This window comes from Botryobacter ruber (assembly GCF_003347595.2).
Lineage (GTDB): Bacteria > Bacteroidota > Bacteroidia > Cytophagales > Hymenobacteraceae > Pontibacter > Pontibacter ruber_A.
This window is the reverse complement of record NZ_QCZK02000024.1, coordinates 41817-64910: the sequence shown is the minus strand read 5'-3', so window position 1 is coordinate 64910 and position 23094 is coordinate 41817. Positions and strand designations below refer to the sequence as shown.

The window sequence follows — 23094 nt, the reverse complement described above, 5'->3', positions numbered from 1 at the left end:
CTGCACGAACCACAAACAATCTTAAATCCGTGTCATCCTTGAATCTGTTTAATCCGTGATTCAGACAAAGCAGCAGAGGCAATGGTGGCAGGAGCAGAAATGGTTTTTTTACTTCCAGACTCAAAAACTGACAACAATCACCGAATAACTTTAAAAAATAGCCCATCGCCATGGATTTAAAATGAGCTTCCTGGTGTTAGGCTATCGGGAAAGAGTATCTACACTGAATTTATATAGATGAAAAAATCACACATCATCGGGATAATTGTAATTGCGCTGGCGATTGGCATTATCATGTCGACGGCCGGAGATGCCAGTACCTATGTTTCCTTTGGCGAGGCCATTGAGCGCGCCCAGGACGGCGACGACACCAAAGTGCACGTGGTAGGCCGCCTGAAAAAAGATCCGCAGGGCCACATTGTGGGCATGCAGTACGACCCGCTGGTAGATCCGAATTACTTTACCTTCACGCTCGTAGACACCAACCGCTATGAGCAGCGCGTGGTATATTACCAGCCAAAACCGCAGGATTTTGAGCGCTCGGAGCAGGTGGTTATTACCGGGAACATCCAGAACAACGTGTTCGTAGCCGATAAAATCCTCCTCAAGTGCCCGTCTAAATATGTGGAAAAAGAAGTGACGGCAAGCCTTTGAGTTTAGGAGTTTGGGAGTTAGAGAGTTTAAGAGTTATTTAGAATATTCAACACTCTTTAACTCCTAAACTCTCTAACTCCTAAACTCTCTAACTCCCAAACTCTCATAACTTTTAACTCTTAACTAATTACCATGATAAATACGCTGATCGGGGACCTTGGCCATGTGAGTGTGATCATTGCTTTTGTGGCAGCCATTGTAGCCTCTTATGCTTATTTTATGGCTTCGCGGCCTGCGGTGGAAGCTTCTGCCGATACCAGTTGGCGCACGATGGCGCGTGCCGCTTTTTATGTGCATGGTGCTGCCGTAGTAGCCATTATCTTCTTTCTCTTCAATATTATTTACGAACACCGCTACGAGTACCATTACGCCTGGAGCCACTCCTCTAACCATTTGCCGGTGTACTATATGATTTCCTGCTTCTGGGAAGGCCAGGAAGGATCTTTCCTGCTCTGGGTTTTCTGGCATGTGGCCCTGGGAATTGCCCTTATTAAGTTCGGAAAGAAAAATAAAACCTGGGAAGCGCCCGTGATGGCTACTTTCTCGTTCGTGCAGATCTTCCTGACGTCGATGATCCTGGGCGTGGTAATCGGAGACTTCAAACTGGGCTCTTCGCCGTTCATTCTCATGCGGGATGCCATGACGGATGCGCCGGTATTTAAAATGGATCCTAACTTTGTTCCCAAAGACGGCACCGGCCTGAACCCGCTGCTCCAGAACTACTGGATGGTGATTCACCCGCCAACCCTGTTCCTGGGCTTTGCTGCTACGCTCGTACCGTTTGCGTTTGCCATTGCGGGCCTCTGGAAAGGCAAGTTTACCGAGTGGGTGAAGCCTGCGCTGCCCTGGTCGCACTTCGCTGCTGTAGTACTGGGCATCGGGATTATGATGGGAGCTTACTGGGCTTACGAAACGCTGAACTTCGGGGGCTACTGGAATTGGGACCCGGTGGAGAATGCCGTGTATATCCCGTGGCTGGTGCTGGTGGGGGCCATCCACACCATGATCGCCTACAAGCGCAGCAAGCAGGGACTTTCCGCCTCTTTCATCCTGGTTATTGCTTCTTTCCTGCTCATCCTGTACGCGACGTTCCTGACCCGTAGCGGTATCTTAGGAAATGCCTCCGTGCACTCTTTCACTGATTTGGGTTTATCCGGGCAGCTGTTTACCTACCTGGCGGCCTTCACGGTGCTGGCCATTGCGCTGCTGGTGTACCGCTGGAAACAAATACCGTCTACCGAAAAAGAACTGACTACCTACAGTGCCGAATTCTGGGTGTTTATTGGCGCCGCCGTACTTTGCCTGGCTGGTTTCCAGGTGCTGGCTACTACGTCTATCCCGGTTTATAACTCCTTCCTGGGCTTTATCGGGATCGAGTCGAACGCAGCCCTGCCTGCCGATCAGATTGCGCATTATACCAAGTTCCAGTTGTGGGCTGGTATCGCCATCGCCATTCTTTCGGGCGTGGGGCAGTTGCTGTGGTGGAAGAAGGCAAATAAGACCAGCTTTAAAGATGCCATTACGGTACCGTTGATGCTGACGCTCCTGATTACCAGTTTGGTGATCATCCTGTCGAATAAGTTTGATGTGTTCAGCTTTAAGCTGGACAACCCGGTATACATTACCTTGTTTATAGCTGCGCTTTTTGCTGTGCTGGCTAACCTGAGCATTATATTCGGACTGCTGCAGAAAAAAGTAAGCTTGTCGGGTGGGGCCGTTGCACACATCGGGGTAGCGCTGATGCTGCTGGGTATCCTGTTCTCTTCGGGCTATTCCAATATCATTTCGCAGAACAACTCGGGCCTGCTGTACTCCCGCGAATTCCCCGACGAGATTAACCGCGACAACGTGCTGCTCTGGCGTAATACGCCTGTAGAAATGGGCAAGTATCAGGTAAGCTACCACGGCCGCTTCCAGGAAGTAAAAGGAGTGCCCGGTTATGTGAACCAGGAGCTTCTTTTCCCGACCGACGATCCGTATAAAGCCATCGCGCGCGGTGCTATTAAAGCAGGTGACAAGGTATATCACGAAACAGGCGATACACTGGAGCTGCACTCGCCGGAAAATATCTACTACGAAGTGTCGTACGAAAGTCTGGATGATAGCTTTGTGCTGTATCCGCGGGCGCAGACCAACCCGAACATGGGCTTGCTTGCTTCCCCGGATATAGAGCATTTCTTTACCAAGGACCTGTACACGCACGTATCGTCTATCGCGCCTGAAGAAAAAGAATGGGGCGAGCTGAAGGAGTATGAAGTTGCCGCCGGCGACACGATTATTCTGAACGACTACGTAGCTGTATTCAATGGCATTGAGCGCATATCGCAGGTGCCGGGCGTGCAGCTGAAAGCTGGCGATGTGGCAGTGCAGGCGGATATGAAAATAATGGGGGAGCGCAAAAACTACCATGCACACCCGGTGCTCATGATCAAAGACGGCATGATGGGGCTTTTGCCGGAAACAATCGAAGACCTGGGCTTGCGCATCACGTTCATGCACATCGACACCGAGAAGAGCCGCTTCAAAATAGGTATTAACGCCACGCAAAAGGACTGGATTATCCTGAAAGCAATTGAAAAGCCGTTTGTAAACATCCTCTGGATAGGCACAATTATCATGTCTGTTGGTTTTGTGATGGCCATTGTGCGCCGCAACAAAGAAGGCGGCAAAGGCAGCGATCAGAAAGGCAAATCCATCCCCAGAAGAAAAGTGCAGGCAGCGTAAGCACTGCTGCAAATAAACACCAAAGCCCCTGCACCCGCAGGGGCTTTGGTGTTTATAAAAGTCAGGAAAGCATATTTAATCCTCTTTCAAGCTTTCAGCTTGGAAGTACTATTGAGCAAGTTTTCACCTTGCGAGAATGAGCAGCAGGTAATACTTTAGCTAGGAAAGCCGAAAGCTTTCCTATATAACAGGTCCAGTTTGAAAACCTGAAGCAGAAATCAAAAGTAAAATGAAAGCACGTACAATCGCCCTGGTAGGCGCAGGCAATGTAGCAGTACACTTGGGCAAAGCACTGGCAGCAGCAGGCCATACCATCGCCGCCGTCTGCAGCCGCACCCCCGAAAGCCGCACTGCCTTAGCCGCAGCATTATCGCCAGCCACACCGGTAGCTACTCCGGATTTCCGGAACCTGGACCTGGACATCGTTATCCTGGCTGTACCGGATGCCGCACTGGCTGGTGTGGCCGCTGCCCTGCAGGTGCAGGAAGGTACGATGGTGGTGCATACTTCCGGCTCACAACCGCTTTCGCTGCTGGATGCTGTTGCCGGAGCCCGTACAGGAGTTTTTTACCCGCTTCAAACTTTCTCAAGAGCCAAGCCGGTGGATTTTAACGCCATTCCCATGCTGGTGGAGGCACGGGAGGAGGAGACGCTGCAGGAACTGGAGCAGTTTGCCCGGAGCATCAGCCAACAGGTGCAGGTGGTGTCGTCTGATGCCCGTAAGCAGCTGCACCTGGCTGCCGTTTTCGCCTGCAACTTCACCAACCACCTGCTGGGCATCAGCCGGGAAATTCTGCAGCAGGCCAACCTGCCCACCAATCTGCTGCAACCACTGCTAAACGAAACCATTGCCAAAGCCTCACAATTTCATCCTTTTACCGTACAGACAGGTCCGGCCGTTCGTGGCGACCAGAATGTACTGCAGGAGCACCTGCGCCTCCTGCAAAATCAGCCCCGCTACCAGCAGCTTTACCAGGTGCTGTCGGAGAGCATTGGGGAAGTTAGAGAGTTTGGGAGTTAGAGAGTTTGGGAGTTAGAGAGTTTGGGAGTTAGAGAGTTTAGGAGTTAGAGAGTTAGAAAGTTTGGGAGGTAGAGAGGTATAATTTGTAGGGGTTGAAAATCTTCAACCCTGTAACGGAAAGGTAGAGAGGTTGGGGGTATGGCTGTAGAGACGCGGGCACCGCGTCTCCTGCACGAACCACAGGCAAATCTAATCAATCCTGTTATTCCTTAAATCATCTTCATCTTGTTCAGACAAACCCGAATCCTGAAAATTCTAAAATTCTGTAAATCCTGATTCAGACAAATACAGAATCACACACATCATTCAATCCTACCATCAACGGTCAAAATCAAAAGAATCAGCGGTTCAGACAAACAGCAGCAGCGGCAATGGTGACAGGAGCAGCGGAGCCTTTAGCCGTTTCTCGTTTTGATTCGGGAGGCGGGTTTCATAACTTTGCAGTTAAAATAAATTTGAAAAATGAAAGTTGTTAATATAACGTTTAAGTTTGCAGACGGCGCGCCAGACCAGACACATCCTGCCGTAGAGGGAGAGTCGGTGCTGGATGTGGCCCTGGATCATAATATTAAGTTGCAGCATAACTGCGGTGGCGTGTGTGGGTGCAGTACCTGCCATGTGTATGTAGAAGCCGGAATGGACGACCTGCCGGAAATCTCTGACAAGGAAGAAGACTTTATTGACCGCGCCATCGACCCGCGCCTGAACTCCCGCCTGGCCTGCCAGTGTGTGGTGCAGGGCAACGAGGACCTGGTGGTAACGGTACCTGAGCAGGACTTTTTAGGCCATTAGAAGTAAATAAAAGTAACCGGTGAACCCGAAACTGTTCACCGGCTGCTCTTTACCCATAACTGTAAAACCAAGAAGAGAGATGAACAAAAGTTATGAGCCGCCCATGCACTGGGGCGACCACGAAGACATAGCCATGGCGCTGTACGAAAAGTTCGGCGACGATTTCAACGAGTCTAAAATCTACCGCATCCGCTTTACCGACCTGATCGAGTGGGTTCTGGCCTTGCCAAATTTTGAGGGCAAGCGCGAAGAAGCCAACGAAGGGCACCTGGAGCAGATCCAGGCCAAGTGGGTGTATGAGTGGCGCGACAACAACAGTTAAAAAAAATCTGCACGGCAGGCACTGTTGTAGTATTAAATAATATCTATATATTTAAAGGTTCTTTCTGGTAAAGAACCTTTTTTTGTTTTTTTAGTCATGACAATCACGCAATTAGACTTAACACGCATCAACACCTTTGTATTTGATGTGGATGGTGTGCTAACGGATGGTCGTTTGTATTGCTTTGCAGATGGGGAGCAGGTAAGAGCCTTTAATATAAAAGATGGTTTTGCTATAAAACATGCCATCCGGCAGGGGTACAATGTCGCGATTATATCGGCCAAAAATGAGCCCGGTGTGCGGATGCGCCTGGAAGACCTGAACATTGAAGACATTTTCCTGGGCGCCGACGATAAGACAGAGGTGTTTGAAGATTACATTTATATGCAGGGCATTCATCCGGCAACGGTAGCTTATATGGGCGACGACATGCCCGACCTGGAGGTGATGCAACGCTGCGGGCTGCGTGCCTGCCCCGCCGATGCCGCCGACGATATAAAAGAAATCAGCACGTTTGTTGCCACAAAAGGAGGCGGCCAGGGAGCTGCACGCGAGCTGATTGAGAAAATTATGAAGGCCCAGGACACCTGGTAGCCTGGTTAGATTATTTTGGGTACTAATTGTACAAAAATTTTTTTATACTTCTTGGATATATAGATTTTTCTTATAATTTTACCACCAGTTAAAAATTACAAATTTATTATTTTATGAAAACAGGAAAAGTAAAGTTTTTTATTGAGTCAAAGGGTTTTGGCTTTATTACTGAAGACGAGACAAATGAAGATTTCTTTGTACACGTAACAGGCCTGAACGGATTACAGATTCAGCAGAACGACCGTGTTGCTTTTGATACACAAGAAGGCAAAAAAGGTGTAAACGCTGTTAACGTACAAAGAATCTGATAAGACATAACTTTACCGTTACAGAAAAAGCCCCTCCAGCAGGGGCTTTTTTTATGCCCGGTAAAAGGTTGTACTGCACATCCGCCCGCCTTACCTTTGTACAACCAGACCCTGTGTTGCCTTGAAAGAAATCCTGAATCTTGTCCGGTTTCCGAACCTCCTCCTCATCGTGTTGTGCCAGGCGCTGGTGCAGGCCTGCCTGCTTGCTTCCGGCATTAACTGGAGCAAAGCACTGGAGCCTGGTTTTATCATGCTTACCGTATCTACAGTACTGGTAGCAGCAGGAGGGTACATTATTAACGATTATTACGATGTAAAAATAGACGCCATCAATAAGCCTGAGCGCATGGTAGTCGGGAAAAAAGTGCGGCGGCGCCATGCCATGACCGTACACATGATGGTATCGGCGGTAGGGGTGCTGCTGGGTTTCTGGCTATCGTGGCAGGTAGGTTTGATCAACCTGGGTGCCGTGCTGCTGCTATGGGGATATTCGGATCAGCTGAAAAAAATGCTACTCATCGGCAACGTCGCTATTGCCCTGCTGGGGGCTTCCATGCTGTTAGTGGTGGCGGTTTATGCCGATAAACTGAACAAAATCACCCTTGGTTATGCCCTCTTTGCCTTCCTGATCTCCCTGATCCGGGAAATAGTTAAAGACATGGAAGATGTGAAAGGCGATGCCTCCTTCGGCTGCCGCACCCTGCCTATTGTAGCCGGCCTGCGTAACACAAAATTTGTGCTGTACCCGCTGTTAGCGCTGTTTATGGTGTTTGTGCTGGTGGTGATCTTTCATAACAGAACAGGTAGTTGGTTTGATAGTTATATGGCGCTGCTGGTACTTGTGCCAAGTCTCTGGTTTATTGTCAGGCTGGTGCGTTCGGATAAAAAGAAAGACTTCACCTTCCTGAGCAACCTGGGCAAATTCCTGATGCTGACCGGTATCCTGTCGATGTTGCTGATTGGGTAATGGATAATGTGCTAATTTAGGAATGTGCTCATGTGCTAATGGGGTAATGGGGTTGAATGGTTAAATTGGTAAATGGTTGTAATACGTAAAATCCATCAATCTGCTTAATCCAAGTTCAGACAAACATAAAATCACAAAAATCATTTAATCACTACCATCAGCGGTTCAGACGAGCAGCAGAGGCAATGGTGACAGGAGCAGAAAGAAATTTTTTTGTCTGAATCAGGATTAAGCAGATTAAAGGATTAACAGGATTTGATTTGTCTGTGGTTTGTGATAGGGTTGAAAATCTTCAACCCCTACAAAATTTCTACCTCCTAAACTTTCTAACTTTCTAACTTTCTAACTTTCTAACTCCCAAACTCCCTCATGCCCTCCCCAATAACTAATAACCAATAACAAACAACTAAATTTCATTTCCTGAAGATATTTTCCTAACTTGCAGCTTCTTATCAAGAAAGACCGAGGGATAGGGCCCTTTGACGTCTTAGCAACCTTGTAACAGCCTGGTGCTAATTCCCTTCCGGAACCAACTTTGTCCGGAGAAGATAAGAAAGCTCATCCTGCCCGGGTGTCCTTCTTGATAAGTAAACGCAGACGACTTAAGAGAAGAAAGAGACACCATTCATGAAAGATCATCCTATTTATAAATTGCTTCAGGAGCGCATCCTCGTGCTGGACGGTGCCATGGGTACCATGATTCAGCGTTACCAACTGGGGGAGCAGGACTTCAGAGGCGAACGCTTCAAAGACCATCCCGGCGACCTGAAAGGCAACAACGACTTGCTTTCCATCACGCGTCCGGATATCATCAAGCAGATCCACCTGGACTACCTGAACGCGAACTCCGATATAATCGAAACCAATACCTTTAGCGGCACTTCCATTGCCATGGCTGATTACCAGCTGGAGCACATCGTGTACGAGCTAAACTATGAATCGGCTAAAATAGCAAAGGAAGCAGCGAATGAGGTAACAGCACAGAACCCGGCCAAGCCGCGTTTTGTAGCCGGTGCCATCGGTCCGACGAACCGGACTGCTTCGCTTTCGCCGGATGTGAACAACCCCGGCTACCGCGCCATCACCTTCGACCAGCTGGTGGAGGCCTATTACGAGCAGGTGCGTGGCCTGGTGGATGGTGGCTGCGATTTGCTGCTGGTGGAAACGGTGTTCGATACGCTCAACTGTAAAGCCGCTCTGTTTGCCATCGAAGAATTTGTGAACAAAGGCGGCAAAATGTTGCCAATCATGATTTCCGGTACCATTACCGATGCCAGCGGCCGTACGCTGTCGGGGCAGACGGTGGAGGCGTTCTGGAATTCGGTGTCGCATGCGCCTATCCTGAGTATCGGCTTTAACTGTGCCCTCGGTGCCCGTCAGCTGAAGACCTACATCCAGGAGCTGTCGCGGATTGCCGATGTGCACATCAGTGCTTACCCGAATGCCGGTCTGCCAAACGCTTTTGGCGGCTACGACGAAACAGCTGCCGAAATGGGTGCTGTGGTAGAAGAATACATGGCTGAAGGGCTGATAAACATTCTCGGTGGTTGTTGTGGTACCACACCGCCACACATCCAGCGCATTTCCGAACTGGCCGCCAAACACAAGCCGCGCGTTGTTCCTCAGATTGCGCCTTACTCCCGCTTCAGCGGACTGGAAGCACTTACCATTAAGCCCGATACGTTGTTCGTGAACGTGGGCGAGCGGACGAACGTAACCGGTTCCAAGAAATTTGCCCGCCTGATTGTGGAAGGCAAATTCGAAGAAGCCCTGTCGGTAGCGCAGCAGCAGGTAGAAGGCGGCGCCCAGATTATCGACGTGAACATGGACGAAGGCATGCTCGACTCAGAAGAGGCCATGACCAACTTCCTCAACCTGATTGCTTCGGAACCGGATATCGCCAAGCTGCCTATCATGATTGACTCGTCTAAGTGGACGGTGCTGGAGGCGGGGCTGAAGTGTGTGCAGGGCAAGTCCATTGTCAACTCCATCAGCTTAAAAGAAGGCGAAGAAAACTTTAAACAGCAGGCACGCAAGGTGCGCCAGTACGGTGCCGCTGCCGTGGTAATGGCCTTCGATGAGCAGGGGCAGGCTGATACGCTTCCCCGCCGTAAAGAAATCTGCGAACGCGCCTACCGCATCCTCACCGAAGAAGTTGGCTTCCCGCCACAAGACATTATTTTCGACCCGAACATCTTAGCCATTGCCACCGGTATAGAAGAGCATAATAACTATGCCGTAGACTTTATTGAAGTGGTGAAGTGGATAAAGGAGAACCTGCCGCATGCCAAGGTAAGCGGTGGGGTGAGTAACCTTTCCTTCTCCTTCCGCGGCAACGACCTGGTGCGCGAGGCCATGCACACCGTGTTCCTCTACTACGCCATCCAGGCCGGTATGGACATGGGGATCGTGAATGCCGGTATGATGGGCATCTACGAAGAGATACCGCTGGAGCTGCGCGACCTCATCGAAGACGTTATTTTCAACCGCCACCCCGACGCCACCGAAAAACTGGTAACCTATGCCGAAACCATCAAAGGCAAAGGCAAGGGAGCAGCGCAGGCCGACAACAGCTGGCGCGAAGCACCGGTAGAGGAGCGCCTGAAGCATTCCCTGGTGAAGGGCATTGTAGAGTTCATCGACGAAGACACGGAAGAAGCACGCCAGAAAGCCACCAAGACCCTCGATGTAATCGAAGGACCCTTGATGGCAGGTATGACCGTGGTAGGAGACCTGTTTGGAGCCGGTAAAATGTTCCTGCCGCAGGTAGTGAAGAGTGCCCGCGTGATGAAGAAGTCGGTGGCCTACCTGTTGCCGTTCATGGAGCAGGAGAAGCTGGCCGACGATACGTCCAAATCTACCGCCGGTACCATACTTATGGCTACCGTAAAAGGTGACGTGCACGATATTGGTAAAAACATTGTGGGTGTGGTGCTGGCCTGTAACAACTATGAAGTAATAGACATGGGTGTGATGGTGCCGCTGGATAAAATTCTGGCTGAGGCAGAAGCGCAAAAAGTAGACATCATCGGGTTGAGCGGCCTGATTACGCCTTCGCTGGACGAGATGGTGTATGTAGCGCAGGAGATGGAGCGCCGTGGCATGAAAATTCCGTTGCTCATTGGTGGTGCCACCACCTCCCGCATCCATACGGCTGTTAAAATTGCGCCGCAGTACAGCGGACCTGTGATACACGTGCACGATGCCTCCCGCAGCGTGACCGTAGTGAGTAGCTTGCTCAGCGACAAGCGCGACGAATACATTGCCGAGATAAAAGCAGAATACGAAAAGCTGCGCGCCGACCACTTTGGCCGCACCAAAGACCGCCAGTTTGCTACCATAGAAGATGCTCGCGCAAATAAATTTAAGGTTGACTGGAAAGCCTCGCACCCTATAAAACCATCCTTTATCGGCAACAAGGTGTTTGAGAACTACCCGCTGTCGGAGATTGTGCCGTACATCGACTGGACGCCGTTCTTCCACACCTGGGAGCTTAAGCGGCAGTACCCGAAAATCCTCAACGACCCGGAATTAGGAGCCGAAGCAAGCAAACTGTTTGCCGATGCCCAGGAAATGCTGCAGGAGATAGTGGACAAGCAGTTGCTCGAAGCACGTGCCGTAGTAGGTTTCTACCCGGCCAACGTGGAAGACGATGATACCATCCTGGTGTATAAAGACGATACGCGGCAGGAGGTGCTCACACAGTTTCATACGCTGCGCCAGCAGGGCAAGAAAGGAGAGTCGGTGCAGAACATGGCTTTCTCTGACTTTGTAGCGCCAAAAGAAACCGGCATCCCGGATTACATTGGTGGCTTTGCCGTGTCGGCAGGTTTTGGTATCGAGAAGCTGATAGAAAAGTACGAAGCTGACCACGACGATTACCGCTCCATCATGGTAAAAGCCCTGGCGGACCGCCTGGCTGAAGCCTTTGCCGAGCTGATGCACGAGAAAGTGCGCCGGGAGTTGTGGGGCTACGCACCAGACGAGCACCTGAACAACGAGGACCTGATCAGGGAGAAGTACCAGGGCATCCGTCCGGCACCAGGTTACCCGGGTTGCCCCGACCACACCGAAAAGATAACGCTCTTCAACCTGCTGAAAGCAGAAGAGACAACTGGCATCATCCTGACAGAAAACCTGGCGATGTACCCGGCTTCTTCGGTGAGTGGCCTCTACTTTTCGCATCCCGATTCGCGCTACTTCGGCTTAGGCAAGATAGGCGAAGACCAGGTAGCCGACATCGCCCGACGCAAAGGCATGCCGCAGGAAGAACTGGAGCGCTGGCTGTCGCCGAACCTGAACTACGAGCCAAAGCCTGTGTCGCAGCAGGCGGTATAGCTTTTTCAACCACCCTGCTATTCCTGTCATTTCGACTGCAGGGAGAAATCTGATACAGAGATAACCCAGATTTTTCCCTGCGGTACCAATGACAGATTTTGCAACAGTTGGCTCGAAGAGAAAACCTTTCCAGTTTTCGCAGGAGGAGCCTTCTACGTGTTCCGGTGCTGAGCTCTGCTCAGCAGCCCGCAGCGCAGCGAAGGGCAGGTTCACGTAGACAGCGACGGATGCGAAAACGCGGCCGCGCGGCCGAGGAGCGCGAAAGTTAACAATGAAAAAGGGAGCAAGAAGATACAAATGAACAAACACTAAGAGTAAGTAACATTTAACGCTGTCATGTTAAACTTTAAGCACTTTGAAAAAGTGTAACCCCTCGAAATGACAATAATGTGTAGTTGGAGCATGGACTTCAACCCAACAAGTAACAAATCACCACAAAACATACACCCTTACCGCTAGATGAAAGTAACGGACCATTTTAAGAACGCAGATAAAACCTTATTTTCTTTGGAAGTGCTGCCTCCCCAGAAGGGCGAGAGCGTGAAGAACCTGTTCGACCACATCGACCCGCTGATGGAGTTCAAGCCTCCTTTTATTGATGTTACCTACCACCGGGAAGAGTATGTATACAAGAAGCGGGAGAACGGCCTGCTCGAGAAAATGACCACGCGCAAGCGTCCGGGTACAGTTGGGATATGTGCTGCCATCCAGAACCACTACAAAGTAGACACTGTGCCGCACCTGATTTGCGGCGGCTTTACACGGGAAGAAACCGAGAACGCGCTCATCGACCTACACTTCCTGGGCATCGACAACGTGCTGGTACTGCGCGGCGACTGCGTGAAAAGCGAAACCCGCTTCACGCCGGAGCCAGGTGGCCACCATTACGCCACCGAACTGATTGAGCAGGTGGTAAACATGAACAGCGGCCGCTATCTTGACGAAGAGCAGACCTACAAGAACAGCACCGACTTCTGCATCGGCGTGGCCGGCTACCCCGAGAAGCACTCCGAAGCGCCAAACATGAAAGCCGACATCCGCTGGCTCAAAAGGAAGATAGAACTGGGCGCCGACTACATTGTAACGCAGATGTTCTTCGATAACCAGAAGTATTTTGATTTTGTAAGGCTCTGCCGCGAGGAAGGCATTGATATTCCCATCATTCCGGGCCTGAAGCCTTTCACCACCAAATCGCAGCTTACCCTGTTGCCGAGCATGTTCCACATCGACATTCCAACCGAACTGGCCGATGCCGTAGAAGCCTGTAAGGATAACAAAGCCGTCGCGCAGGTAGGCGTGGAGTGGGCCATACAGCAGTCCAAAGAGCTGGTGGAGTTCGGTGTGCCGTCGCTGCACTACTATTCTATGGGTAAATCAGAATCGGTACGGAAGGTAGCTGAGGCTATTTTTTAGTTTGTCTGAATCACAGATTTATGGGATTAATGGATTACACAGATTTTTAGGTAACTGGTTATAGTCGTACTTGTCGTTGAATCTGTGGCATCGGTGCAGTTTGTTTAAACCCAATTTTTCTTTCACTTTCATCAGAAGTTCAGCCAGTAGACTTTTTTATGAGCTGAAAATTTCCATGTGAAAGGATTTATACCAAATAGTAAAAAGAACCTTCCATTACGAATAGGCTTTTAGCAGATGTTTCTGCAGCTCGCCCATAAGATCCCCTGCGGGGATGACAAAGGAGGAATAGTTTATGGAACTGAGTAAATACTATCTGGTATTAAAATGTATTTAAATACCAGAATCAAAATCTGAGTAATCCATTAATCCGGTAAATCTGTGATTCAGACAAAAGCAGCAGAGGCTGTGGTGGCAGGAGCAGTGCACTAAAATGAATCAAAAAAGTCTGCTGCACCTGCCTCCACTCCCTCTGCTCCTCAAAGGCAGGCTACCTTATTCTTCCTCGTTAATCATACTAATCAGTCGAATCACAAAAATCAGTGGTTCAGACAAACACTACTCTTGGAACAAATCCAGCGCCAGCTGGTCAGCCAGCAGTTTTCCCTTATCCGTCAGGTACAGTACCTCGTCTTTGATAAAAGCCAAGCCTTTTTGCTGTAGCTCCTGCAGGTAGGTGCCGTGGGAGTGGTGGTAGCTGAAGCCAAATTCCTTTTCAATTTTACGCAGGTCGCAGCCCCAGCTGGTGCGGAGGCTGGTGAGGACATACTCGTTTACCTGGTCGGTAGGCGAGAGCGTTTCCTGTTCCGCCGGTACCTGTCCCTGTTGCAGGGCATCGATGTACTTTTTATTGTGGGCGACATTATACTGCCGGGAGCTGCCGTTGAAGGAGTGGGCGCTGGGACCGATGCCCAGGTAATGCACGCCACGCCAGTAGTTGCTGTTGTGCCTCGATTCGTAGCCCGGTTGGCAGAAGTTTGAAATTTCGTACTGCTCAAAACCTTGCTGTTGCATTTGTTGGAGCAGGATCTCGAATTGTTGTGCGGTGTATTCGTCTTCAGGAGCGGTAAACTTCCCTTTCTTGCTCCAGCGGCCAAATGCGGTGTCGGGCTCGATGGTGAGGGCGTAGCAGGAAACGTGCTGCACGTTCAGGGAGAACAGTAGCTCCAGGTCGCGCAGCCATAGGCTATGGTCGGGGCTGGGGATGCCGTAAATCAAATCGACGGTGATGTTTTGGAAACTGGCTGCCTGTGCATTGAGGACACACTGGAAACTTTCGGTGGCGTTGTGAGCGCGGTTCATCAGGCGCAGGTGCGGCTCGTGGAACGACTGCAACCCGATGCTCAGGCGGTTAATACCTGCCTCGCGCAATTCCTGTAGTTTGGCCGGCGTCAGGTCGTCGGGGTTGGCTTCTAAGGTTATTTCGGCATCATCCGCAACCGGAAACAGCTCGTGCACCCGCTGCAGGATAGTCTCCAACTCCTGCCGGTTCAGCAGCGAGGGCGTACCGCCGCCGAAGTAAATGGTTTGCACCGGCTGGCCCTGCAGGTAGTCCTGGCGCAGCGTGAGTTCCTGCAAAATAGCCTGCACCATTGCCTCCTTCAGGCCCATGGAGGTACTGAAATGGAAATCGCAGTAGTAGCAGGCTTGTCTGCAGAAGGGGATATGGATGTAAATACCGGCCAATGTATAGATAAGGGTTTTCTGTCGTTATAGGTTCAGGTGCTGTTACTGGTGCTCTCCACGAGCCGGAACTATAACCGGTGGCTTTTCCTTTTTAAGAGGAGTTGGCCAGCCGAAGTTCCTGCTAACAATATTACCTGCGTTCAGGTATCTTTGTGGTAGCCTTGCTGCAGCACGTTCTGCTTTACCTGATAACAACAACCGGCCCTGAAATATTCACTGCAAATGTACAAATTAGTCGCTTTAGTTTTGTGCTGCTTGTTATGGTTGCCCTTGAGGCAGGCGCACGCGCAGACAAAGCCGGCAAAGCAGGTGGCGCTGAAAGTACATGTGGCAGCGGATGACAAGGCGGCGTTGCAGCAGGTTAGTTATACGGCGCTTCTGCCGGATTCCGCCAAAGCTGTACAAGAAGCACGGTCGCTGGTGTACAGGCTGCAGCAGGAGGCTTACCTGTTGGCTTCGGCCGATAGTATGTACCTGCGGCAGGATACGCTTCACGTGAAACTATACATAGGGGGGCGGTACGAGTGGGCGGCGCTCCGGAACGGAAACCTGAGCGAAGGCATCCTGGTGGAGTCGGGTTTTCGGGAGAAATTTTACCGCGACGTTCCGTTCAAACCTGCGGAATATGTCAAGCTGCAGCAGCGCATCCTTGATTATGCCGAGCGTAACGGCTACCCTTTTGCTACGGTCTGGCTCGATTCGGTTGAAATAAAAAATAACCGGATTGAGGCTGCTCTGATGGTGGAAAAGGCCTTTGTCGTGACCTATGATACGCTGCAGGTCATGGGAGGGAGCAAAACCAACCCGAAGTTCCTGATGCGTTACCTGCAGCTGTACCCTGGGCAGCCTTACAACCAGGACCAGGTGAACATGACGCAACGCATGCTCACGGCGCTTCCTTATATTAAAGTGACAAGGCCGCCGCAGGTGCGTTTTGCCAAAGATAAAGCCCGGGTGTACTATTTCCTGGAGGACAGGCAGGCAAACCAGCTGGACGGCGTAGTAGGTTTCCTGCCCGACCCGACGAGCAGCAAAAATAAGCTTTTGATAACCGGTGAGGCCAACCTGAACATCCGCAACATAAAAGGCAGCGGCAAGCAGCTGGGGTTGCAGTGGCGGCGCGTGAACCGTGGCTCCGTTATTCTCAACGGCGAATACCTGCACCCCAACCTCTTCGGCACCCCCATCGAGGTAGGCGGCCGATTTAACCTGCTCAAGCAGGATTCCTCGTTTATAACAGTGCAGCCGCGCCTGCAGTTTGCCTATTACACACTTAAGTACGGCAAGTTCAGTGTGTTCACGGAGTGGCGCAACTCCCGCATTCTCTCCACCGCCAATCCCCAAAGCCTGCGGACCCTCGACCTGGCCGATGCCCAGACAACGGTGTATGGTCTGAATTACCTCTGGAACAACCTCGACGACTTTTACTTTCCGAAGCGGGGGAGGCTGGTGGAGCTGCAGTTTTCGGCAGGAAACAAAAAGGTGCTGCGGAACCCGTCGCTGGAGCAGAGCTTTTATGATACCATTCAGCAGCGATCGGCGCAGCTAAGCCTTGGGGTGCGGCTCGAAAACTTCTTCCGGATGGGCAAGAGCAGTGCTTTGCTGGCGAGGCTGAAAGGGGAAGCTTTGCTAAACGACCAGATTTTCCTGAACGAGATGTACCGCGTTGGCGGCCTGAACTCCTTACGCGGCTTCGACGACTATTTTTTCTATGCCTCGTCGTTTGCAGTAGCTACGCTGGAGTACCGGCTTTTTACCGCAGAAGATTCGTACGTGCTGCTTTTCTACGACCAAGGCTACTACCGCAGCGATTTGCAGGCTTCGTTTGCACAGGCGTATCCGTTTGGCCTGGGCGGCGGTATCAGTTTCAGTACCGGAGCAGGCATCTTCCAGTTAATCTACGCAGTCGGAAAATCAGAGCAGCAACCTCTTTCTTTGAAACATTCGAAGATACATTTTGGTATAACAAGTAAGTTTTAAAAATGTCGGCTTTTTTTGAGGGGAGGCTTGCAATTCTAAAATCTTACCTCTACTTTTGTAACACAATAACAGTGCGGGGTGGAGCAGTTGGTAGCTCGTTGGGCTCATAACCCAAAGGTCGCAAGTTCGAGTCTTGTCCCCGCTACCTCAGATAAAGAGAAGTCCTTGTAAGCGTAGAGCTTGCAAGGGCTTTTTGCTTTTTAGGTGACCAAAAAGTGACCAATCAGCTGTTTCTGGCTGGTGTTGCCGTTTGCTCCTGGCTGGCTTCCGCTAATAATTCCACGATCCCTTCGTTCCTGACGATGTGAAGGCCCAGGCTTTCTTTGGAGACTCCCTCTTTTAGCCGGTAATCATAAACAGGAACCTGGTCCTGGAGCTTTGTGTCAAAACAGGCAAAGAAAATATTACGGTGTTTCTTTAGCTCTTCGGCAATCTCTACGATGTGCGTTGATACCAGAAACAGGGAAGTCTGGATGTTGGAAAGTGCGGCTATGATCATCAGGGAAGCATCTGAGGCATCCTTGACATTAGTACCCCGGAATAACTCATCGAAGATTACCACCAGCTTTTTGTTCTTCTTTAGCTTAACTGCGGTTTCTTTTACTCTTCTTACCTCGCTATAGAAATGACTGTAGCCTTTGTTTATATTATCAGAAAGATTGATGGTGGTAATGATCCCATTGAAAACTGTTGTGCGCATACCTGAAGCAGGAACAGGAAACCCGACGTGCGCCAGGTAAATGCATAGCCCAAATGATTTTAGGAAAGTGGACTTACCAGACATGTTTGCTCCGGTCAGGAAGCAAAGGTTTTGGGCTTGCCTGATTGTAAAATCATTCGGTACCGCATGCTGTACCATTGGGTGAAACAATCCCTGAATTTCAACAGTTGGTTCCGGGGAGTTTAAGTACTCCGGATAAGTCAGCTGCAGGCTTTCCGCTGTGCTGGCTACGGCAACATATGCATCCAGCTTATACAGGAAATCCAGCAGTTCCAGCACATCGTTTTTGATGACCTGTCTCAAGCTGTAGTCGTATTCCCCAATTCTGAAAAAGTGCATTCGCTCATCTGCGTAAGACGCCACCAGCTCCTTTACCTCCCTTTTGGATAGAATATTCTGTACTCTAAAGCATAAGTGCGATAACGCATGGGGTGTGTGTTCGTGCTGGAACTGAGGCAGCAGGTTTTCCAGGTACTTTATAAAACCGACGGTGTTTCGGATGCCTGTTGTAATGATGTAATAGTCATTAGAGAGGTTGTAGCTATTTTTAACATGTGTCAGGAAAGCATCCAGGTAGTTCTTTCTTAACAGGTGAATAGTAGAAGTGATGTAATGCTCGACAAACTCCACCTGCTTTCGGTCTATCAGCAGATCCGGCCTGTTCTCCTGCATATAACGGATGGCATCACTTCTCGCCTCTAACACCTCCAGGCTTTGGCTGGGGGAACAGAGTATTCTATCCAGCGCGTTCCTGCCTCCTTTTGTCCGGGTACCGGCAAAGATAGAGTAGAGTGAGCCTTCCTGTGTAGAATCAAACAACCCCAAATCCCGGAGTGTCTGCTCGTCTGCTTCAAACGGAGTATCTTCCTGTGGCGTGATATCCCCGGCTTGTTGCTTACCTTCCTTAGTGAGAGTTCCTTTGGGTAAATAATTCAGCTCTTCCAGCTCTTGGGTTCTTTTAATGTGCCTGCACACACCGTTTGAGAGCAGGATAAGCCGGTTGCTTACTTCAATAATACTTCGGTAGTCATGGTCTGTGATGATGAAGCCTTTTTCTGACTTATACTGATAAATCAGCTCCTGTATGGCTTCTTTATAAAGTGGTTCAATGGCGGAAAAAGGCTCATCGAGCAGCACGAACCTGACCGGCAGGTTTACCAAAAGCAGCACTTCAAAATACCTGCGTTCTCCTCCCGAAAGCGCTGTGGCCGTTTTATTGATATGCTTCTTTATTCTTTCGTTACCAAGCACCGCTTCCTTTCTTTCCCGGTCTTCCAGGAAGATGGCTGCAATACGCTTCAGGCTAATTCCTTTCGGCAGGAAGCTGTGTTGGGGCAGATAAGCAACCAGTTTTTTCTCCCTGTAAGGCTCAGGGTATACCTTTTTGTCAATCCTGATGCTTTTATCAGGGGTGTCCACCGATCCAAAGATGATTTTGAGCAGCGTGGACTTGCCGGAACCATTCCTCCCTAAGAGCCCTACCACATCGCCAGTCTTACATTGGAGGTAGACGTTGGTGAGCACCTGTACGCCGCCATAATTCTTCAGGACACTATCAACCTCTAGTTCGTGCACATTCATAGGAGGAGGTTCTTTAGTAGAAGAAGTATTAGCAGCAGCAGCACATTTAGGGAGTAGGCGCTCAACACGAGATTAAGCCTGGATAGCCCTTTGTTAAAATAGAAATAGTAGTTTGCCTTGTACCTTTTCTCATAGAAATACAAGGAAAGCAGAAAGCCTCCTGTTAGCAGGGAGAGTCCAAAGCTAACTAAAAAATCACCCGATATACTTAAGCCTAAGAAGCCTAACAAAAGAGAGAAGGGTATATTAAGGACGTGAAGCTCCTGATAGAATAATAGTTTTGCTTTCATGTAAACTTCCGTGACTGAAAAAGGTGCGTATTTCAAAACGTTTCCTGCCTTTACAAACAAGGAAAAGTTTTCCTGTTGCAGAGCAGCAGCGACTGTGGTGGCAGGTGCAGCAGAACAAAAAATAGTGCGTTTCCAAAGGAAAGAGGTAAACGGGTGGCACTAGTGCAGCATCTCAGGCTGCTAATTCCCCACAGAAATAACTTTCACAGGCCCCAGCAGTCCCGATTCCGCTAATTCATATTGTCCACCAAAAGGCGCGATGTATGTGTCCAGTACTTTTTTGTCAGGACCCGCTGCTTTATCCCCGACCAGCCTGTTGGTCCACTCATTCGTTACCTTTATTTCCAGCAGGTTGTTGCCGGGTCTTAGAACATCGGTCACGTCGACCTGGTAAGGAGCTTTCCATACCACATCCAGCTGCTTTCCATTTACCAGAACCTCGGCGACATCGCCTACCTTGCCAAGATCCAGCAGGAGCTTATTGCCACCTTTAAACCAGTTCCTGTTCGCTTTTATGGTTTTATGGTAGGTAGCGGTGCCGGAGAAATATTTTACGCCTTCCTCCGGGTTGTTTGTCCAGGAGTTTAACGTCGCCATATTAATTTTCGCAGGCGCTCCCAACCCGTTAGGGAAAGTTACTTCCCAAGGACCTTCTATCGTGCTAAGGACCGTCTTTGCTTTAGGTGCCACCGTGCGTGCCGGTTCCGGTGCTTTCCGACTGAATACCACGAACACAGCCTCCCGCTCCGCTAAATGCAACGGTACGGTGGTGTGGTTGTCGGACGTGCTGTAGCCAGCCGGTTCCGTCTGTCCGGTACCCGGATGCCAGAGTTCCACATCTTTGCCACCAATGCGAAACCGGACGTTCAGATCCTGGGGACTATTCGAGCGGTTAACCAGAAAGTATATGTCGGCAGCATCGGTGCGGCGGTGTATCCAGGATACGTCGCTGTCTAAAGGCTGGCTGTATGCAACGTCAGGGGAAACGGCTATGGAGGCCATTACCTCTTTTAATGGTAAGCCCCACAGCACGTGTCCTTTGCCATAACTACGCCTGGTCCGGCTGGAGCCGTCCAGGTCGCCCCAGATTTCGTTTGCAAGTTCCTTTACTTCGGCATCAGAACCCGGATACCCGGCAAGGCCCGGCGCTTTTACAGGCCGTGGTCCCACTACGGTGGCGCCACCTGCTACCAACTCCCGGATTTTGCGCAGCAGGGGCACTGTCATCTGGTCGGTTTCGGGCAGCACCAGCACCTTGTAACTCATGCCATCCGGCAAAACAAGCTGCCCGTCCGCATCCACCGACATCCGGTTCAGCAGCACATCGGCATTCAGGTAGTCGAATGCGTAGCCTTTAGGGGTTGCCGGTTCCAGCCCGCCACCCCAGAAGGGCATGGTGGACGGAGCGCCTTCGTTCAGCAGGTAGGCAATATCGGCAACGTACTGGCCCTGTTGCAGCATAAAGGAGTTGCGGGCCAGGTACGTGATAAAAGGTCTGGCTTGTTCTGCCCAGGTGATGTTCCGGTGGAGATGTGTCCCGACCATGGCGTTACCGGGTTTGGTATCGAGCGGCTGATGTGCGGAGGTGTGAAAGACCAGTTGGTTGATGCCCTGGGTAAACCAATAGTCACTTATCTTCTTTAGCGTGTAAGGCGATTCAAAATTCCCGCCCGTAAAGGCCTCGGCAGCCGTCAGGTTTTTTCCATACGCATGCGAGGCAGAGGCAGCCCCGCGTACATCCTCGTAGTACATCGCGGAAGGGTGCAGGTCTTTTACCCAGAACTCGCCCATCGGAATGTCCATAAACTTTTTATTCAGCAAGGCATCTTCAATGGTTTCGAGCGATACGCCCCCTGCTTCTCCGTAGGTTTTTATTCCCTGCCGATGGAGGAAATTCGTGATAACGCCATAATGATTTTCTGCAAACATATCGACCAGCGTGCGGCGGAAGTCCCAGAGGAAGCGGTCGCTGACTTCGGCGCTGCCTACTACTTTGCCAGAAAGCACCGGCAGGTAAGGCGTCGGGTCGTAGCCTCTTCGTTTCTGAAACTCGGTCAGCATCTCGTCGGTCCAATTCTGGATGCCGGCTTCCCAGCTATCCAGCAGCATGTAGCGCAGGCTTTTCCCGTAAAGCGGGCCAAGCGCCTGCACCAGTGGTTTCGTGTAGTTTTCCATGTACGCCTCGGTGTGTTGGCGGCTGAGCTTATCTACTTCGTAGCCAAGACCGGCAGGTACGGCGGGGCGGTTTTTTGCCCCCGTCAGCGAATAGCCAAAACGCATGATGGTCCAGTTGCCTTTTGGTACATTCCACTGCAGGGTGCCGTCTTTGCGCATCCGGGAGGTCAGGTCAACGATGTCAGCGGGTGGGATGGCTGCATCGGCCGCAACTCCAGGCGTGGCGGTAGACCCGTATTCGAAGAGAAAGTTGAAGCCTGCTTTGTCTTCCCAGCGATGGACGCGCCCGCCGTTGTGCAGCTTGAAATCGTTCAGTACGTAAACGCTGTCGGGTTGCGGGGGAGCTTCTGAAATTACGTCTGCCGGTCGCCTGGGGGCTCCGGTTAGCTCCAGCCGGAAATACCGGGCCGTGGTTTTCGGAAAAGCAAACGTTCGCACGGTGCCGCCCCGGTAGCCCTGCTTTCCCGGAAGAACTGCCAGTGTTCTGAAATTTTTGCCGTCGTCGCTTGCTGTTACACGTCCGAAAGGTATTCCGCGGGGACCGGCAATACTAACGGCCTGTGCCTGGATGGGCTTAGCAAAGGCATACTGCACCCAGGCTGTTCCGTCTTTTTTAGAAGTTCTGACCGTGAGGGATGTGTTTAATTCATCGTCGAGCAAGGCCCTGGCGTCGGTCGTGCCGGCGCTCGTTGTTACAGTAGGTGTAAGCGCAGCCGCAGGGCTTTCAGCTGCTGGGGTACGGTAAACAATAACAGCGCAGTCGCCATAAAACCGGGTTCCACCTGCCTGGTTGCCACCTCGCGACAGATTCTGGATAGGTCCTTCGGTGGAAGGTGGTTGCGGCAGCTTGCCGTTAAACGTTTTGCCGCCTTCCACCTGTAGCTCACTCCAGACCAGCTTCTTCATGGCCTGCTCCGGCTTCACCCAGGGGCCACCGGTTAAGCTCCAGCCTGCGGAGCTGAAAATAGCCATCTCCAGCCCCAGGCGCTCCGCCTCCGCAGCAGTGTATTTTACAGTCTCCAGCCACGCTGGCGAACCGAAAAGAATCTTGTTGTCTACATCTTGCCCGCCACCGGCATTCACATCTGCCAGTTGAAAGCCGGCAATACCCACCCGTTTCATCCACTCCAGGTCTTTGGTAATACCTTCTTTGGTGACATTGCTTTTCGTCCAGTGCCACCACGTCCGGGGCCAGGCAGCAGCCGGTGGGTTTTCGAAGCCTTGTTTCAGGGGGGCGGCAGCGTCTTGTGCACGTCCTGCAAGGGAGCAGCAAACGAATACGGCTATCATCATTCCTTTCAGGAAGAAACTGCAGTTAGGATGTGTCATGTTGGTTAGATAAGCGTTAGCCTCGTCTTCTTCAGTTAGCATGCATGCGCTTGCGTAGCATAAAAAGGATTTAACTAACAAGCGTTAAACAAATATATCAGAAATTGCTTGCTGGTAGGGAAAAAATTCTTCTTAAAATTGAAAACGTTAAGCCGTTTTTGCTCTCTTTGAGGTGCTGAGGCCATGGTCGCGGGTGCAG

The 23094-nt window shown here is 50.8% G+C and carries 14 protein-coding genes, 1 tRNA gene and 1 riboswitch; of the genes, 12 read left to right on the top strand and 3 right to left on the bottom strand.

Annotation, left to right across the window (positions count from 1 at the left end):
* Positions 1-237 precede the first annotated feature (237 nt).
* The 10 genes from DCW36_RS05605 to metF all read left to right on the top strand — a co-directional run bounded on the left by DCW36_RS05605 (position 238) and on the right by metF (position 13133).
* Complete coding sequence (locus tag DCW36_RS05605; protein WP_114777374.1) at positions 238-654, top strand: cytochrome c maturation protein CcmE domain-containing protein; 417 nt, start codon at positions 238-240, stop codon at positions 652-654.
* A 132-nt stretch (positions 655-786) separates the two neighbouring features.
* The gene (gene ccsA / locus DCW36_RS05600) at positions 787-3378 is read left to right on the top strand and encodes a cytochrome c biogenesis protein CcsA (protein WP_114777373.1); all 2592 of its coding nucleotides are present in this window, start codon (positions 787-789) and stop codon (positions 3376-3378) included.
* Between the two features lie 229 nt (positions 3379-3607).
* On the top strand, positions 3608-4399 hold the full coding sequence (locus tag DCW36_RS05595) for a Rossmann-like and DUF2520 domain-containing protein (RefSeq protein ID WP_114777372.1): 792 nt from the start codon (positions 3608-3610) through the stop codon (positions 4397-4399).
* A 462-nt stretch (positions 4400-4861) separates the two neighbouring features.
* A complete protein-coding gene (locus DCW36_RS05590; RefSeq protein WP_114777371.1) occupies positions 4862-5191 on the top strand; it encodes a 2Fe-2S iron-sulfur cluster-binding protein in 330 nt (109 codons plus the stop codon).
* A gap of 79 nt (positions 5192-5270) precedes the next feature.
* Positions 5271-5513 carry a Fe-S cluster assembly protein IscX gene (iscX, locus tag DCW36_RS05585; RefSeq protein WP_114777370.1) on the top strand — a complete coding sequence of 81 codons (243 nt, stop codon included), beginning with the start codon at positions 5271-5273 and terminating at the stop codon, positions 5511-5513.
* Positions 5514-5609: 96 nt separating this feature from the next.
* A complete protein-coding gene (locus DCW36_RS05580; protein ID WP_114777369.1) occupies positions 5610-6107 on the top strand; it encodes a KdsC family phosphatase in 498 nt (165 codons plus the stop codon).
* A gap of 113 nt (positions 6108-6220) precedes the next feature.
* Complete coding sequence (locus DCW36_RS05575) at positions 6221-6415, top strand: cold-shock protein (RefSeq protein WP_114777368.1); 195 nt, start codon at positions 6221-6223, stop codon at positions 6413-6415.
* 121 nt (positions 6416-6536) lie between these two features.
* Entirely contained in the window at positions 6537-7382 is an 846-nt protein-coding gene (locus DCW36_RS05570) for a geranylgeranylglycerol-phosphate geranylgeranyltransferase (protein WP_114777367.1), read from the top strand.
* A 446-nt stretch (positions 7383-7828) separates the two neighbouring features.
* Positions 7829-7937, top strand: a riboswitch (SAM riboswitch).
* Positions 7938-8009: 72 nt separating this feature from the next.
* Complete coding sequence (metH, locus tag DCW36_RS05565; RefSeq protein WP_114777366.1) at positions 8010-11720, top strand: methionine synthase; 3711 nt, start codon at positions 8010-8012, stop codon at positions 11718-11720.
* A gap of 459 nt (positions 11721-12179) precedes the next feature.
* Positions 12180-13133, top strand: a complete 954-nt coding sequence (gene metF / locus DCW36_RS05560; RefSeq protein ID WP_114777365.1) for a methylenetetrahydrofolate reductase [NAD(P)H] — start codon at positions 12180-12182, stop codon at positions 13131-13133.
* A 558-nt stretch (positions 13134-13691) separates the two neighbouring features.
* Here the strand turns inward: metF and hemW are convergent.
* Positions 13692-14819 (bottom strand): radical SAM family heme chaperone HemW, encoded by a 1128-nt coding sequence (hemW, locus tag DCW36_RS05555; protein ID WP_114777364.1) that lies wholly within the window; start codon positions 14817-14819, stop codon positions 13692-13694.
* A gap of 270 nt (positions 14820-15089) precedes the next feature.
* Here hemW and DCW36_RS05550 point away from each other — a divergent pair, with 270 nt between their 5' ends.
* On the top strand, positions 15090-16799 hold the full coding sequence (locus DCW36_RS05550; RefSeq protein ID WP_240676066.1) for a BamA/TamA family outer membrane protein: 1710 nt from the start codon (positions 15090-15092) through the stop codon (positions 16797-16799).
* A gap of 72 nt (positions 16800-16871) precedes the next feature.
* Positions 16872-16944: transfer RNA gene (locus tag DCW36_RS05545), tRNA-Met, on the top strand.
* Between the two features lie 78 nt (positions 16945-17022).
* Here the strand turns inward: DCW36_RS05545 and DCW36_RS05540 are convergent.
* Both DCW36_RS05540 and DCW36_RS05535 read right to left on the bottom strand, forming a co-directional pair.
* Positions 17023-19101: a MutS-related protein gene (locus DCW36_RS05540; RefSeq protein ID WP_114777362.1), complete on the bottom strand. Its 2079-nt coding sequence runs from the start codon at positions 19099-19101 to the stop codon at positions 17023-17025.
* A 470-nt stretch (positions 19102-19571) separates the two neighbouring features.
* Positions 19572-22895, bottom strand: a complete 3324-nt coding sequence (locus DCW36_RS05535) for a glycosyl hydrolase (RefSeq protein WP_205702882.1) — start codon at positions 22893-22895, stop codon at positions 19572-19574.
* Between the last annotated feature and the right edge of the window lie 199 nt (positions 22896-23094).

Bases quoted from the DNA above. Each gene is read 5' to 3' on its own strand.
- DCW36_RS05575 (WP_114777368.1), top strand. From the start codon at position 6,221: ATGAAAACAGGAAAAGTAAAGTTTTTTATTGAGTCAAAGGGTTTTGGC.
- DCW36_RS05580 (WP_114777369.1), top strand. From the start codon at position 5,610: ATGACAATCACGCAATTAGACTTAACACGCATCAACACCTTTGTATTT.
- DCW36_RS05540 (WP_114777362.1), bottom strand. From the start codon at position 19,101: ATGAATGTGCACGAACTAGAGGTTGATAGTGTCCTGAAGAATTATGGC.
- iscX (WP_114777370.1), top strand. From the start codon at position 5,271: ATGAACAAAAGTTATGAGCCGCCCATGCACTGGGGCGACCACGAAGAC.
- metF (WP_114777365.1), top strand. From the start codon at position 12,180: ATGAAAGTAACGGACCATTTTAAGAACGCAGATAAAACCTTATTTTCT.
- DCW36_RS05605 (WP_114777374.1), top strand. From the start codon at position 238: ATGAAAAAATCACACATCATCGGGATAATTGTAATTGCGCTGGCGATT.
- ccsA (WP_114777373.1), top strand. From the start codon at position 787: ATGATAAATACGCTGATCGGGGACCTTGGCCATGTGAGTGTGATCATT.
- DCW36_RS05535 (WP_205702882.1), bottom strand. From the start codon at position 22,895: ATGACACATCCTAACTGCAGTTTCTTCCTGAAAGGAATGATGATAGCC.
- DCW36_RS05595 (WP_114777372.1), top strand. From the start codon at position 3,608: ATGAAAGCACGTACAATCGCCCTGGTAGGCGCAGGCAATGTAGCAGTA.
- DCW36_RS05590 (WP_114777371.1), top strand. From the start codon at position 4,862: ATGAAAGTTGTTAATATAACGTTTAAGTTTGCAGACGGCGCGCCAGAC.
- metH (WP_114777366.1), top strand. From the start codon at position 8,010: ATGAAAGATCATCCTATTTATAAATTGCTTCAGGAGCGCATCCTCGTG.